This is a genomic window from Craterilacuibacter sp. RT1T, assembly GCF_023502145.1.
Taxonomy (GTDB): Bacteria; Pseudomonadota; Gammaproteobacteria; order Burkholderiales; family Chromobacteriaceae; genus Craterilacuibacter.
Map to the genome: position 1 here is coordinate 252,782 of NZ_JAMFLI010000003.1, position 14,317 is coordinate 267,098.

Consider the following 14,317-nt stretch of genomic DNA (forward strand, 5'->3'; position numbering starts at 1 on the left):
AAGACTTAAACGCCTTGTGCTGCTTATCGGTCAGGTTTCAGGTCGGAGAGGTGCGCACGGCGAATATCAAGATTGAGCCTCGACAATGGACTGTTGCCGCTTACCCAAACCATCCCGAGCGAAGAAGTGTGGGGAGCGGCGAATGGATATCCAATTGTCTAGGACCCGACAACTAGGATGGTCGTGCCGGGTGCGGCCAGCCCGGCACTGGCGCAGGTTCGCAAGGTGATGCTGCCAGCGCCTGCTGTAGGGCTTTAATTGCATACGGCATCGCCTCGGGGCTTTCACCCAGCCCGCGCACCACGCACACCGCAGCCGGCCCTGCGCCTGCCGCCCAGCGCACATCGCCCGGCGTCAGCAAGCCGCCAATGGCCACGACCGGTGCCGGCGCATGCGCGACCCACCACGCCAGATTGTCCAGCCCTTGCGCTTGCCACGGCATGGTCTTGGTCGTCGTGGGTTTGACCGGCCCGCAGGCGATATAGCTTGCGCCGCAGCCGGCGCCACGCGCCAGCTCCCACGGGCAATGGCTGGACAAGCCCAGCAGCAAACGCCGTCCTTTTGCCTTAAGCGCCGCCATAGCTGTCGCAGGCAGCGCCGCCAGATCTTCCTGACCCAGATGCAGGCCGGGATGCGCGTCTTCTGTTTCGATGGCTAATAGCGCAGGCCAGTCATCGTTAATCAGCAGTTGGGCACCATGTTTTGCTGCCAGCGCCAGCGCCTGCATCAGTTCCTGCTCTGCCAGGGGGCGCTTGGCACGCAACTGTACCAGGCGCAGGCCAGCGGCCAGTGCGCTTTGCAAACTGTCTGTGTCGGCCACAATGCCGTAAAGCGCACCTTGCGCGCTAAAGGGGGCGAAACGCACGCCCTCGCACGTCCAAGGCAAGGCTTCGCCCAGGCCCAGCTGCGGCAAGCGCCCGCGCACGCTTAGCGAAGCCAGCACCGCCGCATCGGCCATGCCATGCCCCGCCGCCCTTGCCTGTAAAAAAGCACCTTGTAGCGTCTTGATTGTGCCGCCGGCACCTGCGACCAGATAGCCGCTGGCCTCGGGCGTTTGCAGCCAGTCCTGTCCGTTTGCCGTATCGATTAGCCACAGCGCCCTGCCCTGTCGCCTGGCCCAGACAGGCAGCGCTTGTGTTGCTGTCTGCCGTCTGGCCTCGCTCATCTCCAGTATTTGCATGGCTATCCAATCAGGAAGGGGCGGCCGGTGACCGGGGTGCTGGCGACCGCCATCGCCTGTGGCGCCATGATGCCGGCGCGGTAGCCGGCACGCGCCCCCGCTACCACCTGACCGAAAGCCTGTGCCATCAAGGCCGGGTCGGAAGCGTGGGCGACGGCCGAATTCAATAGCACCGCATCGAAGCCCAGCTCCATCGCTGCGGCGGCATGCGAAGGCGCACCGATGCCGGCATCCACGATCAGCACCGTGTCCGGCAGGCGCTCGCGCAAGGTACGCAAGGCCCAGGGATTGAGCAGGCCCTGCCCCGAACCTATCGGTGCGCCCCAGGGCATCAGCACTTCACAGCCGGCATCCAGCAGCCGCTGGCAGGACACCAAGTCGTCGGTGCAATAGGGAAACACTTGGAAGCCTTCCGCGATCAGGATGGTCGCCGCTTCCAGCAGCTGCCACGGGTCAGGCTGCAGCGTGTATTCATCCCCTACTACTTCCAGCTTGATCCAGCGCGTGTCGTAGAGTTCGCGCGCCATGCGCGCAAGCTGGACTGCTTCGCGCGCGCTGCGGCAGCCGGCGGTATTGGGCAGCAAGCGCGCCCCTTGCGCGCGCAGCGTCTGCAGCACGCCTTGCAAAAAGCCGTTATCGCCATCGCCGGCCAGGGTGCGTTTGAGTCCGACGGTCACCACCTGGGTGGCGGAGGCGACAATCGCCTCGGCAAGTACACTGGGCGAAGGGTAGCCGGCGCTGCCGAGCAACAGCCGGCTGTGAAGGTGTGTTCCGTAAAGATGCAGGGTATCCATTCAGCCTCCGACGATGGGCATAAATAAAGTGATTTCGTCGCCGTCGGCCAGCAGACAGGCGCTGCGCGCCGAGCGGGCGACAAATTCGCCATTGCGCGCGCTGGCCATACTGTCTGCGGCGATGTTACGGGACGCCAGTAGTGCGTCTAAGGAACTGCCACGGGCGACTTCGAGCGCCTCGCCATTGAGGCGCACGCTGATTTGATCGGGTTTCATCATGTCCTTTGTGTTTACAGTCCGGCCGCCGCGATCGCATCGTCGACCAGCGCCGGTGCCATCAGCCAGCCATGGCGAAACAGGCCGTTAAGCCTGATCAGGCCCGGCTCGATGTGGGTAAGCGGCAGGTTGTCGGGCAAGGCCGGGCGCAGATTGGTTTCCAGATGCAGAATGCGCGCCTCGGCCAGTGCCGGCATCGCACTGTGGGCCGCGGCCATCAGCTCGACCGCACTTCTAAGACTGACTGGCGAGCGGTCGGCGCTTTCGATCTCGCTGGCACCTACCACGACCACATCGCCCGGGCGTGGCACCATATACACGCGGTGGCGCGGGTGCATCAGGCGCAGCGGGCGATGAAGCGCTACGCCGGGCGCATGCAGCCACAGCACCTCGCCGCGCACGCCGCGTAGCGGCAGCGCATCCGCACTGCTCAGGCCGCGGCTGTCGACCACCCAGTCAAACGCGTGCTCGGCACCATCGGCCAGCGTCAGCCGTCCCGGCGAGAGCCGGCTCACGCGCGCGCCCCAGCACCAAACAGCCTCGCTGGCCGCTGCCAGCGCCGGCAGTAGCGCATAGGGAAACACCTGCCCTTCTCCTGCCAGCAGCCAGGCATGCATGCCCGGTGCCAGTTCGGGCTCCAGCACGCCAAGCTCGGCCGCACTCAAAGCCTGCGGCGAGGCCAGCCGGGGCGCCAGCGCCGGCGCGAGCTTAAGCCTTGCGAGCACGCGCTGAGCTGAGCCCGTGTCGGACGGGTGGGCCAGCAGCAAGGAGCCGGCGCAGCGCAGATAGCTGTCCGCCCGTGTCTCAAGCCTTGCGGCCAGCGCGGCGGCTACCTGCTGCCACAAGGGCAGCGAGCGCGCGCCCAGCTGCGCCACTTCGGGCGGCGCGTGTTCCAGCTCGGCCAGCGGGCTGAGCATCCCTGCCGCGGTAAAGCCGGCGGCGCCGGATCCGTCGCCCACCGGTTCGGGGCCGGCCGCCGGGTCGAATACCGTCACCCTATGCCCGCGTGCCGCCAGCTGGTAAGCCAGCAGCCGGCCGGCAACACCCGCGCCGGCAATGCCAAGCTTTGCCATGGCTCAGTCCTTTGCGATCGGGATGTAGAGCTGGCGCCCCGCCTCCTCGTAACGCTGCGACTCTCCGGCCATGCCGCGTGCGAGCGCCTCTTCGTCGCCGACCCCAAGCTTGGCCGCGTAGTCGCGTACTTCCTGTGTGATTTTCATCGAGCAGAACTTCGGCCCGCACATGCTGCAAAAATGCGCGGTCTTGGCACCCTCTGCCGGCAAGGTGGCATCGTGATAGGCACGCGCGGTGTCCGGGTCGAGCGCCAGCGCAAACTGGTCCTCCCAGCGGAACTCGAAGCGGGCGCGGCTCATTGCGTCGTCGTGCGCGCGCGCGCCGGGGTGGCCCTTGGCCACATCGGCGGCATGGGCAGCAATGCGGTAGGCGATCAGGCCCTGCTTCACGTCATCGCGATCGGGCAGGCCCAGATGTTCTTTGGGCGTGACGTAGCACAGCATGGACGTGCCCATCCAGCCTATCATCGCCGCGCCTATGCTAGATGCGATATGGTCGTAGCCGGGCGACACATCTATCGTCAGCGGCCCCAGCGTATAAAACGGTGCCTCGGCACAGACTTTAAGCTGCTCGTCCATATTGGCCTGGATCATGTGCATCGGCACATGGCCCGGCCCTTCGATCAGGGTTTGTACCTCGTGCTTCCACGCCACCTGGGTCAGCTCACCCAAGGTGCGCAGCTCGGCGAACTGTGCCGCATCGTTGGCATCGGAGAGCGAGCCGGGGCGCAGGCCATCGCCCAGCGAGAAGGTCACGTCATAGGCCTTCATGATGTCGCAGATATCTTCAAAGTGGGTGTAGAGGAAGTTTTCGCGATGGTGGGCGATGCACCACTTGGCTAGGATGGAGCCGCCGCGCGAGACGATGCCGGTGCGCCGGCGCGCGGTCAGCGGCACATAGGCCAGACGCAATCCGGCGTGGATGGTGAAGTAATCGACCCCCTGCTCGGCCTGCTCGATCAGCGTGTCGCGGAAAATGTCCCAGCTCAGATCCTCGGCGATGCCGCCGACCTTCTCCAGCGCCTGATAGATCGGCACGGTGCCGATCGGCACTGGCGAGTTGCGCACGATCCAGTCGCGCGTGGTGTGGATATGGCGGCCGGTGGAAAGATCCATCACCGTGTCCGCGCCCCAGCGTGTCGACCACACCAGCTTTTCCACTTCTTCTTCGATAGACGAGGTCACGGCCGAGTTGCCGATATTGGCGTTGATCTTGACCTTGAAGGCGCGGCCGATCGCCATCGGCTCCAGTTCAGGGTGGTTGATATTGGCTGGGATCACCGCCCGCCCGCGCGCTACTTCATCCCGCACCATCTCGGGGGTGATCTCGCGTGCCATGGCAAAACCCAGTGCATTGCCGGCCAGCCGCGCTTCGCGCTCGGCGTCGCCCAGATACTCGCGCATCCATTCGCGCTTGCCGTTCTCGCGCAGCGCCACGTATTCCATCTCGGGGGTGATGATGCCGCGCCGCGCGTAATGCATCTGGCTGACATTGGTGCCGGCCTTGGCGCGGCGCGGTGTGCGCTGCAGGCCGGCAGAGAGTTCGCGCAAGCGTGCAAGCGATGCTTCGTCGCGCGAACCGTCGTCCCGCGCGTCAGCGATACGCCCGGCGTAAGCTTCGGTGTCGCCACGCGCCGCGATCCACGGCGCACGCATGGCATCCAGGCCATGACGTACATCAATCTGGGCTGCAGGATCGGTATAGGGGCCGGAGGTGTCGTAGAGCGCGATGTTTTCGCCATTGGATAACGCGATTTCGCGCAGTGGCACACGGATATCGGGCTGGCTGCCGGCGGTGTAGCATTTGCTGGAGGCGGGAAGCGGCTCGCAGGTGGCGGCGAGCATGGCGGTAAAACGGTCGGGTGCGTTCATCTGGGCCTCGGCTACGTTGTTGTCAACGCTCCGGAGGCAGGCAAACTGGCGCTACAGCGAACGCAGGCATCGACCCGCCTGTGTTCGCTAGCGGATGCCGACCCTTAGCAGGGTCGGCATCCGCAGCCATTGCTCTTCTTACGCCGGTATTATCCGGATCAAGTCCATCGGGTTCGGTTGTTACCATCTCAGCTAGGCCTTGCGGCCCTGCACCCCGGAGCGAGTTGGCATTCTCTAGTTGTTAGGCATAACCGTCAAGCAAGTTCTAGTGCCAGTGCGGTGGCTTCGCCCCCGCCTATGCACAGGCTGGCTACGCCGCGCTTGCCGCCAGTTTGTTGCAGGGCCGACACCAGCGTGACCAGAATGCGCGCACCGGATGCGCCAATCGGGTGCCCCAGCGCGCATGCGCCGCCACGGATATTGACCTTGTCGTGTGGCAGATCAAGTTCTTGCATCGCTGCCATGGCGACCACGGCAAAAGCTTCATTGACTTCAAACAGGTCGACATCGGCCACATCCCAGCCGGTCTTGGCCAGCAGCTTCTGGATTGCGCCAACCGGTGCCGTGGTAAACCAGGCTGGCTCCTGCGCGTGGGTGGCATGCGCGACAATGCGTGCCAGCGGCTTGAGGCCGCGTGCCATGGCCTCGCTTTGGCGCATCAGTAGCAGCGCGGCCGCGCCATCCGAGATGGAGCTGGCGTTCGCGGCCGTCACTGTACCCTCCTGTTTGAACGCAGGCTTGAGCGTGGCGATTTTGTCGGCGCTGGCTTTTAACGGCTGTTCGTCCACACTCAATACCTGCTCGCCCTTGCGGCTGGCGACGGTGACCGGTGCAATTTCCGCGGCAAAAACACCGGCTTCGACCGCAGCCTGAGCGCGCATCAGCGACTCGATGGCGTAAGCGTCTTGCGCCTGGCGGCTAAAACCGTATTGGTCGGCACACAGCTCGGCAAAGACACCCATCAGCTTACCCTTGTCGTAAGCATCCTCCAGCCCGTCAAGAAACATATGGTCCTTGATTTCGCCATGGCCAAGGCGGAAACCGCTGCGCGCCTTGGGCACGACATAGGGCGCATTGCTCATGCTCTCCATGCCGCCGGCAATCATCACATCGGCCGAGCCGGCCTTGAGCATATCGTGCGCCAGCATCACGGCTTTCATGCCCGAGCCGCACATCTTGTTCAGCGTGGTGCAATTGACGGCGTCCGGCAAGCCGGCGCCGCGCGAGGCCTGCCGTGCCGGTGCCTGGCCTTGGCCTGCGCCCAGCACATTACCCATGATGACTTCGTTTACAGCCTCCGGCGCAAGACCTGCGCGCGCAACGGCCGCACGAATGGCCACTGCGCCCAATTCGCTCGCGCTTTGTCCGGCAAACATGCCCTGAAAGCCCCCCATGGCGGTGCGCGCCATGCCGACTATTACGATAGGGTCTTGCTGCATTGTGGTCTCCTTGTTGTCTTGCGGCCCATGCCGCGCATGATGGTCATAAACCATGAGTAATGCTGGCTTCATCGTCTGTTTGCGGGGCGTCAGGCCGGCACATTACCGGTACGCCGCGCCATAAAGTGTTCGCATTGCGCCTTGAGCTGGCCGATTTCACCCAGCACCAGGCGGATATCGTCTATTTGCGTGCGCAGTTGTTGCTCGCGTTTTTCCAGTTTTTTCACGAATTCCATCAGCTGCGGCTCGTCGTCGCTGGCCGCGTCATACAGGCTGAACAACTCGTGGATTTCCTGTAGCGACAAGCCGATGCGCTTGCCGCGTAGCGTCAGCAACAGTCGCACGCGGTCGCGCCGGGTATAGATGCGCCGCTGCCCGTCGCGCTTGGGGCTGAGCAGGCCCTGATCCTCGTAAAAGCGCAGCGCGCGGGTGGTGATATCAAACTCATCGGCCAGTTCGCTGATGCTGAAGGTGGTCTTGCGTGCCACTTGTTTCATCGGTGCTTTCCCTTTACCCAGGTGTGTATCTAAAACAACAGCGCTTAACGTTAGCGTCAAGATAACACAAAAGCATGTTGACGTTAACGTAAACGGCAATTAATTTGAAGTGGCAAACAGGCAAGCGACCGGAGGAACTCCTAATGAACATCAGCACGGCAGGCGTGATTGGCGCCGGCACCATGGGTAACGGCATCGCCCAGACGCTGGCCATGCACGGCATTGAAGTCAGGCTTTGCGATGTCAGCGAAGACGCCCTCGATAGCGCCCTTGCCACCATACGCCACAGCCTGTCGCGTATGGCGCAAAAAGGCCTGCTGGCCGAATCCGCCATCGATGCGATTCTGGCGCGCATCCATGGCAGTACCGATCTGAATAGCCAGCGTTCGGTCCGGATCGTGATTGAGGCCGCCAGCGAAAATCTGGCGCTGAAAGAGCAGATCTTCCGCCAGCTCGATGCCATCGTGTCGCCACAGACCGTGCTGGCGTCCAACACCTCCTCCATTTCACTCACCCGTATCGCGGCCTGGGTCTCCCACCCGGAGCGGGTCATCGGCATGCACTTTATGAACCCGGTGCCGCTGATGCAGTTGGTTGAAGTGATCCGTGCGCGCCAAAGCAGCGACGCCACGTGTGCCACCGTGATGGAACTCTCGCGCACGCTGGGTAAAACCCCGGTCGAAGTGAAGGACGGTGCGGGCTTTGTCTCCAACCGCATCCTGATGCCGATGATTAATGAGGCGGCGTTCACCGTATATGAAGGCATTGCCAGCGCTGCCGATGTGGATACGGTGATGAAGCTGGGCATGAACCACCCGATCGGCCCCTTGGCATTGGCGGACTTGATCGGGCTGGACACCTGTCTTGCCATCATGGACATCCTGCACGCCGAGTTTCGCGACAGCAAATACCGCGCTTGCCCCTTGCTGGTGCAACTGGTCGCCGCCGGCCAGCTGGGGCGCAAGAGCGGGCACGGCTTTTACCCTTATTAAGCTGTTTTTTCCGCAACCTTCCACCACCCAGAGACCCGCGCCGCCACGTATGCGAGTGGGCATGAGGAGACAAAGACATGGAAATCGCGTCCACCCCGCAGCAGGCGCTGCCGGACACCTTCCCCAAGTATCTGTTGCATCACGCCCGGGTCCGCCCGACGCGCCCGGCCTTAAGGGAAAAGGATCTGGGCATCTGGCAAACGCTGAGCTGGCATGATGTCGAGCAGGAGGTGCGCGCGCTGGCTTTAGGCCTGCAAGCGCTGGGTTTGGGTCGTGGCGACCGCCTGGCCATTATCGGTGACAACCGTCCGCGTCTGTATATGTGCATGCTGGCAGCCCAGTGTCTGGGCGCCATTCCCGTTCCTCTCTACCAGGATGCCATTGCCAGCGAAATGGCCTTTGTACTGGCCGATGCCGGCGCGAAAATTGCCGTGGTGGAAGATCAGGAGCAGGTGGACAAGCTGCTGGAAGTCGAAGCGCAGTGTCCGCAACTGGAAAACATTGTCTATGACGACGCCCGCGGCCTGCGCCATTATCGGAATGACAAGTTGCACGACATCGCCGAAGTGCTGGGCAGTGGCCGGGTGTTGAACGATAGCAGGCCGCAATGCTTTACCGAACTGGTCGCACAAAGCCAGGCTGCGGATATGGCCATCATGCTGTACACCTCGGGCACCACCGGCACGCCCAAGGGCGTGGTGCACACCCATAGCAGCATGGTGACTACGGCACGCAATGCCGCCCTGCTGGAAGGGCTGACCGAAGATGAAGAGGTGCTGGCCTATCTGCCCATGGCCTGGGTGGGCGACAACCTGTTTTCCTATGCCCAGTCGCTGGTCACCGGCTTTTGTGTCGCCTGCCCCGAGTCGTCCGACACGGTGATGACCGATCTAAGGGAAATCGGCCCGACGTATTACTTCGCCCCGCCGCGCGTGTTCGAAAATCTGCTGACCCAGATCATGATACGCATGGAGGATGCCAGCCCGATCAAGCACCGCCTGTTCCACTATTTTATGGAGCATGCGCGCCGGGTCGGCACCGATATTCTGGAGGGCCGGCCGGTGGGCTTCTGGGATCGCGTCGGCTACCGCCTGGGCGAGGCGCTTGTCTATGGCCCGGTCAAGAATGTACTGGGTTTTTCCCGCCTCAAGCTGGCCTATACCGCCGGCGAAGCCATCGGCCCCGAGCTATTCGACTTCTTTCGCGCCATCGGCATCAATATCAAGCAGCTCTACGGCCAGACCGAGGCTTATGTGATGGTCTGCGTACAGGCTAACGACAAAGTCAGGCCGGATACGGTTGGCGTTCCGGCACCCGGGGTCGAAGTCAAGATTTCCGACAGTGGCGAAGTCCTGTTTCGCGGCCCCGGCACCTTCCATAGCTACTGGCAGCGTGCGGATGCGACGGCGGACACACGCACGGCGGACGGCTGGGTGCATACCGGGGATGCCGGCTATTTCGACGATGACGGCCAGCTCAAGATCATAGACCGCGCCAAGGATGTCGGCCGCCTGTCCGATGGCAGCCTGTTCGTGCCCAAGCTGCTGGAAAACAAGCTCAAATTCTTCCAGCACATCAAGGAGGTGGTGGCCTTTGGTGATGGCCGTGATTTTGCCACGGCCTTTATCAATATCGACCTGAGCGCGGTGGGCAGCTGGGCTGAAAAGCGCGGCATGGCTTACACCGGCTACACCGATCTGGCGGCGCAAGCGCCGGTTTATGCGCTGCTGCGCGAGTGCATCGAAAAAATGAACCGCTCTTTGGCGAGCGACCCGCGCCTGGCCGGCTCGCAGATCAAGCGCTTTTTGGTGCTGCATAAAGAGCTGGATGCCGACGATGGCGAGCTGACGCGCACCCGCAAGGTCAAGCGCAAGTTTATTGCCGAACGTTACAGCAGCCTGATCCATGCCCTGTACGACGGCTCGCCTGCGTCGACCATCGATGTCGAGGTCAAGTTCGAAGACGGCCGCAGCGGCCGCATCTGCGCCACCCTCAATATCATGGATGTGGCCACCTTTCCCGAGCACCGTCCCCTGACGGGCCCATCCAGCAAAAACCTGAGCGATGCCAGGGAGGCCGCATGAATCCGCAACACAAGACCGGCGATGTCATTCTGGCCGCCGAAAACATTTCGCTGTCTTTTGGCGGCGTCAAGGCACTGACCGATATCAGCCTGGATGTACGCGAGCATGAGCTGCTGTCCATTATCGGCCCCAATGGCGCGGGCAAAAGCTCGATGCTGAATGTCATCAATGGCGTCTACCACCCGCAGCAGGGTCAGGTGACCTGGCGCGGCAAGCCGCGCGGGGCCATTCATCCGCACGAGGCGGCGCGCATGGGCATCGCGCGCACTTTCCAGAATATTGCGCTGTTCAAGGGCATGAGCGTGCTGGACAACATCATGACCGGCCGCAACCTGAAGATGCATGCCAATTTTTTGCAGCAGGCCTTGTGGTGGGGGCGCGCGCAGCGCGAGGAGATGGCCCAGCGCGAAAAGGTCGAGCACATCATCGACTTTCTCGAGATCCAGGCGATACGCAAGACCCCGGTCGGTCGCCTGCCCTACGGACTGCAAAAACGGGTGGAGCTGGCGCGCGCCATTGCGGCCGAGCCGACCTTGCTGCTGCTGGACGAGCCGATGGCCGGGATGAATGTGGAGGAAAAGCAGGACATGTGCCGCTTCATCCTCGATATCAACGATGCCTTCGGCACCACCATTGTCCTGATCGAGCACGATATGGGGGTGGTGATGGATATCTCCGACCGCGTCATCGTGCTCGATTACGGCAAGAAAATCGGCGACGGCACCCCGCACGATGTACGCAACAACCCCGATGTGATTGCCGCCTATCTCGGCACCCGCCACTAAGGAGACCCGTATGGATTGGCTTTTCTTTACCGAAGTTTTGGTCGGCGGCTTGCTCGCCGGCGTGATGTACTCGCTGGTGGCACTGGGTTTTGTCCTGATTTACAAGGCCTCCGGCGTCTTCAACTTTGCCCAGGGCGCGATGGTGCTGTTCGCGGCACTGACCTTTGTCTCCATTCAGGCCATGGGCGTGCCGTTCTGGCTGACCTTCTTTATCACGCTGGTGGTTATGGTGGCGCTGGGTCTGGCCATCGAGCGCGTCGTGCTGCGCCCCATGGTCAACCAGCCACCGATCTCGCTGTTTATGGCCACCATCGGTCTCGCCTTCTTTCTCGAAGGTCTGGCGCAGATGCTGTGGGGCGCCGATGTGCATGGCCTGAATCTGGGCTTTAACGACGAGCCTTTTGATGTGGGCGGGGTGTTTATCTCCAGTTTCGATGTGTTTGCCGCTGCTATCTGTGCCGTTCTGGTCGGTTCGCTGGCGCTGTTTTTCAACAAAACCCGTCTGGGCCGGGCGCTGCGTGCGGTGGCGGACGACCATCAGGCGGCGATGTCGGTCGGCATTCCGTTAAAACAGATCTGGGCCATCGTCTGGGGTGTGGCCGGCTTTGTGGCGCTGGTGTGCGGCTTGCTGTGGGGCTCGCGTCTTGGCGTGCAGTTTGCGCTGACGCTGGTGGTGCTCAAAGCACTGCCGGTGCTGATTCTGGGCGGATTTACCTCGGTGCCCGGCGCGATTATCGGCGGCCTGATCATCGGTGCCGGTGAAAAACTGGCCGAAGTGTATCTGGGGCCGATTCTGTCCGGCGGTATCGAAAACTGGTTCCCTTATGTGCTGGCGCTGCTGTTTTTGCTGGTGCGCCCCGAGGGTCTGTTCGGCGAAAAACACATCGAAAGGGTCTAAGCCATGTTCTATCGTGAAGCCGGTCAATTCAAGACCTCCTACGCCGCCGATTCGGCCATCCTGCCTATCCGCCAGGACCGCATCTTTATTATTGCCCTGCTGCTGTTCGCCTTTGTGGCCGTACCGGGCCTGGCCAGCGATTACCTGCTGTCCGGCATCCTGATTCCGTTTCTGGTGCTGTCGCTGGCGGCGCTCGGGCTGAACCTGCTCACCGGCTACGCCGGCCAGCTATCGCTGGGTTCGGCGGCCTTTATGGCGGTGGGCGCTTACGCCACATACAACTTTATGCTGCGCGTGCCGGGCATGCCGCTCTTGCTGGCCTTGGTGTTGGGCGGCTTGAGCGCGGCGCTGGTCGGCATTTTGTTCGGCCTGCCCTCTTTACGCATCAAGGGCTTTTATCTGGCGGTTGCCACGCTGGCCGCGCAGTTTCTGGTGGAGTGGGTATTTACCAAGTTCCCCTGGTTCTCCAATGACAGCAGTTCGGGGGTGATCAGTTCGCCGGTACTGTCCGTATTCGGCATGACGCTGGATACGCCGGCCGAGAAATACCTGCTGACACTGGCCATCGTCGCGCAGATGGCACTGGCGGCCAAGAATATGGTGCGCTCAAGCCTGGGCCGGGCCTGGATGGCGATACGCGATATGGACGTGGCAGCCGAGGTGATAGGCATACGCATGCTGCGCACCAAACTGTTGGCTTTTGCCATTAGCTCGTTTTATTGCGGCGTGGCGGGCGCACTGTATGCCTTCGTTTTTCTGGGCACGGTCGATGCGCAGGCCTTCGATCTGAACCGCTCCTTCCAGATCCTGTTCATGATCATTATCGGCGGCGTCGGCTCCATCCTCGGCGCCTTCCTGGGGGCGGCCTTTATCGTGCTGCTGCCGGTGCTGCTCAATCTGGCCGGCCAGCTCTTGCACGGCGCAGTGAGCTCGCAGTTCATGTCCAACCTCGAAATGATGATTTTCGGTGCGCTGATTATTTTCTTTCTGGCGGTCGAGCCTTTGGGGCTGGCCCGCCTGTGGCAGATCAGCAAGGAAAAACTGCGCTTATGGCCCTTCCCGCACTAAGCGGCAAGGCCATCACACCGACTTTGTTTAAGCAGTACCCGCAGGCCCACTACTTAGGAGACAACACATGAAAAAAACCGTACTCGCCGTATCGCTGGCCCTGACGACCCTGTCCGGCTTTGTACTGGCCGCAGGCGAGCAGTTCATTCCGATCCCGAGCTACCGTGTCGGCGCTTATGCCTCGGGTGGTGCCAAGTTCTATGGCGGCATGATCGACTACCTCAATTACGTCAATATGAAGCAAGGCGGCATCGGCGGCGTCAAGCTCAGCTATGAGGAGTGCGAAACCGAATACAAGAACGACCGCGGCGTCGAGTGTTACGAGCGCCTCAAGGGCAAGGGCGGCGGTGCTTCGGCATTTAACTTCATGTCGACCGGCATCACCTACGCCACCATGGAACGTGCCGACAAGGACAAGATTCCGCTGATGACCATGGGCTTTGGCCGCGCCGATGCGCAGGACGGCACGGTGTTCAAATATGTATTCCCGCTGGTGACCTCGTACTGGAGCCAGGCCAGCGCCAAAGTGTCTTTTATCGGCCAGCAGCTAGGCGGCATGGACAAGCTCAAGGGCAAGAAAATCGTCAACCTCTATCACGGCTCGGCCTATGGCAAGGAAACCATTCCGGTGCTGGACGCGCTGGCCAAGAAATACGGTTTCGAGCTGAGCCATATCGAAGTCCCGGCCCCGGGCACCGAGCAGCAGTCGCAATGGCTGGAAATTCGCCGTGCCAAGCCCGATTACGTACTGCTGCGCAGCTGGGGCGTGATGACGCCGTCGGCGCTTAAGTCGGCGCAAAAAGTCGGCTTCCCGCGCGACAAAATCGTTTCCAACTGGTGGGGCGGCTCGGAAGAAGACGCCGTGGCCGCCGGCGATGCCGCCAAAGGCTATATCGCCGGCAGCTTTGCCATGGATGGCAAACAGTTCCCGCTGATTCAGGACATTGAAAAAACCGTCTATGGCGCAGGCAAGGGCAATCTGTCCGACAAGGGTTATATCGGCACCGTCAACTACAACCGTGGCGTGCTCAGCGGCATTTTGATGGCCGAAGCCATCAGCACCGCTCAGAAAAAATATGGCGCCAAGCCGCTGACCGGCGACCAGATCCGCTGGGGCATGGAAAACCTGAACATCGATGCCAAGCGCCAGAAAGAGCTGGGCGTGTCCGATATGTTCCCGCAGATCAAGACCAGCTGCCAGAACCATGAGGGCAGCGGCTATACCCGCTTTATGCAGTGGAACGGCAGCGACTGGAAGCCGGTGTCCGGCTGGATCAAGGCGGACACCAGCGTCGTTGGCCCCATGGTCAAGGCCTCGGCGCAGAAGTATGCGCAGGAAAAAGGCATTGCGCCGCGCAACTGCGCCGCCGAGAAGTAAACGCCTGGCCAGCCGGAGAACAGCCCGCCATGGCTGCTCTC

The 14,317-nt window shown here is 62.1% G+C and carries 13 protein-coding genes and 1 riboswitch; of the genes, 6 read left to right on the top strand and 7 right to left on the bottom strand.

All coding sequences use genetic code 11. The features are described 5' to 3' along the window. Positions 1-172: 172 nt before the first annotated feature. The 7 genes from M3P88_RS07540 to M3P88_RS07570 all read right to left on the bottom strand — a co-directional run bounded on the left by M3P88_RS07540 (position 173) and on the right by M3P88_RS07570 (position 7,071). Positions 173-1,180 carry a thiamine phosphate synthase gene (locus M3P88_RS07540; RefSeq protein ID WP_249615432.1) on the bottom strand — a complete coding sequence of 336 codons (1,008 nt, stop codon included), beginning with the start codon at positions 1,178-1,180 and terminating at the stop codon, positions 173-175. Positions 1,181-1,182: 2 nt separating this feature from the next. Continuing rightward, positions 1,183-1,974: a thiazole synthase gene (locus M3P88_RS07545; RefSeq protein ID WP_249615433.1), complete on the bottom strand. Its 792-nt coding sequence runs from the start codon at positions 1,972-1,974 to the stop codon at positions 1,183-1,185. Then, complete coding sequence (gene thiS / locus M3P88_RS07550; protein WP_249615434.1) at positions 1,975-2,193, bottom strand: sulfur carrier protein ThiS; 219 nt, start codon at positions 2,191-2,193, stop codon at positions 1,975-1,977. 11 nt (positions 2,194-2,204) lie between these two features. Then, positions 2,205-3,263, bottom strand: coding sequence for an FAD-dependent oxidoreductase (locus M3P88_RS07555; protein ID WP_249615435.1), 1,059 nt, complete (start codon positions 3,261-3,263; stop codon positions 2,205-2,207). A 3-nt stretch (positions 3,264-3,266) separates the two neighbouring features. Continuing rightward, a complete protein-coding gene (thiC, locus tag M3P88_RS07560) occupies positions 3,267-5,135 on the bottom strand; it encodes a phosphomethylpyrimidine synthase ThiC (RefSeq protein ID WP_283773148.1) in 1,869 nt (622 codons plus the stop codon). A gap of 118 nt (positions 5,136-5,253) precedes the next feature. After that, positions 5,254-5,362, bottom strand: a riboswitch (TPP riboswitch). Between the two features lie 27 nt (positions 5,363-5,389). After that, positions 5,390-6,574 carry an acetyl-CoA C-acyltransferase gene (locus M3P88_RS07565; protein WP_249615436.1) on the bottom strand — a complete coding sequence of 395 codons (1,185 nt, stop codon included), beginning with the start codon at positions 6,572-6,574 and terminating at the stop codon, positions 5,390-5,392. An 89-nt stretch (positions 6,575-6,663) separates the two neighbouring features. Next, complete coding sequence (locus M3P88_RS07570; protein WP_249615437.1) at positions 6,664-7,071, bottom strand: MerR family transcriptional regulator; 408 nt, start codon at positions 7,069-7,071, stop codon at positions 6,664-6,666. A gap of 143 nt (positions 7,072-7,214) precedes the next feature. Between M3P88_RS07570 and M3P88_RS07575 the strand changes: the two genes are divergently transcribed. The 6 genes from M3P88_RS07575 (at position 7,215) to M3P88_RS07600 (ending at position 14,276) form a co-directional block, all read left to right on the top strand. Beyond that, complete coding sequence (locus tag M3P88_RS07575) at positions 7,215-8,063, top strand: 3-hydroxybutyryl-CoA dehydrogenase (RefSeq protein WP_249615438.1); 849 nt, start codon at positions 7,215-7,217, stop codon at positions 8,061-8,063. 77 nt (positions 8,064-8,140) lie between these two features. Further along, positions 8,141-10,147: an AMP-dependent synthetase/ligase gene (locus M3P88_RS07580; protein ID WP_249615439.1), complete on the top strand. Its 2,007-nt coding sequence runs from the start codon at positions 8,141-8,143 to the stop codon at positions 10,145-10,147. Next, positions 10,144-10,932 carry an ABC transporter ATP-binding protein gene (locus M3P88_RS07585; RefSeq protein WP_249615440.1) on the top strand — a complete coding sequence of 263 codons (789 nt, stop codon included), beginning with the start codon at positions 10,144-10,146 and terminating at the stop codon, positions 10,930-10,932. Before M3P88_RS07580 ends, M3P88_RS07585 begins: the two co-directional genes overlap by 4 nt. A 10-nt stretch (positions 10,933-10,942) precedes the next feature. Continuing rightward, the gene (locus tag M3P88_RS07590; protein WP_249615441.1) at positions 10,943-11,830 is read left to right on the top strand and encodes a branched-chain amino acid ABC transporter permease; all 888 of its coding nucleotides are present in this window, start codon (positions 10,943-10,945) and stop codon (positions 11,828-11,830) included. Between the two features lie 3 nt (positions 11,831-11,833). Then, complete coding sequence (locus tag M3P88_RS07595; RefSeq protein ID WP_249615442.1) at positions 11,834-12,898, top strand: branched-chain amino acid ABC transporter permease; 1,065 nt, start codon at positions 11,834-11,836, stop codon at positions 12,896-12,898. A gap of 67 nt (positions 12,899-12,965) precedes the next feature. Then, a complete protein-coding gene (locus tag M3P88_RS07600; protein WP_249615443.1) occupies positions 12,966-14,276 on the top strand; it encodes an ABC transporter substrate-binding protein in 1,311 nt (436 codons plus the stop codon). Positions 14,277-14,317 lie beyond the last annotated feature (41 nt).

Bases quoted from the DNA above. Each gene is read 5' to 3' on its own strand.
- M3P88_RS07540 (WP_249615432.1), bottom strand. From the start codon at position 1,180: ATGCAAATACTGGAGATGAGCGAGGCCAGACGGCAGACAGCAACACAA.
- M3P88_RS07545 (WP_249615433.1), bottom strand. From the start codon at position 1,974: ATGGATACCCTGCATCTTTACGGAACACACCTTCACAGCCGGCTGTTG.
- thiS (WP_249615434.1), bottom strand. From the start codon at position 2,193: ATGATGAAACCCGATCAAATCAGCGTGCGCCTCAATGGCGAGGCGCTC.
- M3P88_RS07555 (WP_249615435.1), bottom strand. From the start codon at position 3,263: ATGGCAAAGCTTGGCATTGCCGGCGCGGGTGTTGCCGGCCGGCTGCTG.
- thiC (WP_283773148.1), bottom strand. From the start codon at position 5,135: ATGAACGCACCCGACCGTTTTACCGCCATGCTCGCCGCCACCTGCGAG.
- M3P88_RS07565 (WP_249615436.1), bottom strand. From the start codon at position 6,574: ATGCAGCAAGACCCTATCGTAATAGTCGGCATGGCGCGCACCGCCATG.
- M3P88_RS07570 (WP_249615437.1), bottom strand. From the start codon at position 7,071: ATGAAACAAGTGGCACGCAAGACCACCTTCAGCATCAGCGAACTGGCC.
- M3P88_RS07575 (WP_249615438.1), top strand. From the start codon at position 7,215: ATGAACATCAGCACGGCAGGCGTGATTGGCGCCGGCACCATGGGTAAC.
- M3P88_RS07580 (WP_249615439.1), top strand. From the start codon at position 8,141: ATGGAAATCGCGTCCACCCCGCAGCAGGCGCTGCCGGACACCTTCCCC.
- M3P88_RS07585 (WP_249615440.1), top strand. From the start codon at position 10,144: ATGAATCCGCAACACAAGACCGGCGATGTCATTCTGGCCGCCGAAAAC.
- M3P88_RS07590 (WP_249615441.1), top strand. From the start codon at position 10,943: ATGGATTGGCTTTTCTTTACCGAAGTTTTGGTCGGCGGCTTGCTCGCC.
- M3P88_RS07595 (WP_249615442.1), top strand. From the start codon at position 11,834: ATGTTCTATCGTGAAGCCGGTCAATTCAAGACCTCCTACGCCGCCGAT.
- M3P88_RS07600 (WP_249615443.1), top strand. From the start codon at position 12,966: ATGAAAAAAACCGTACTCGCCGTATCGCTGGCCCTGACGACCCTGTCC.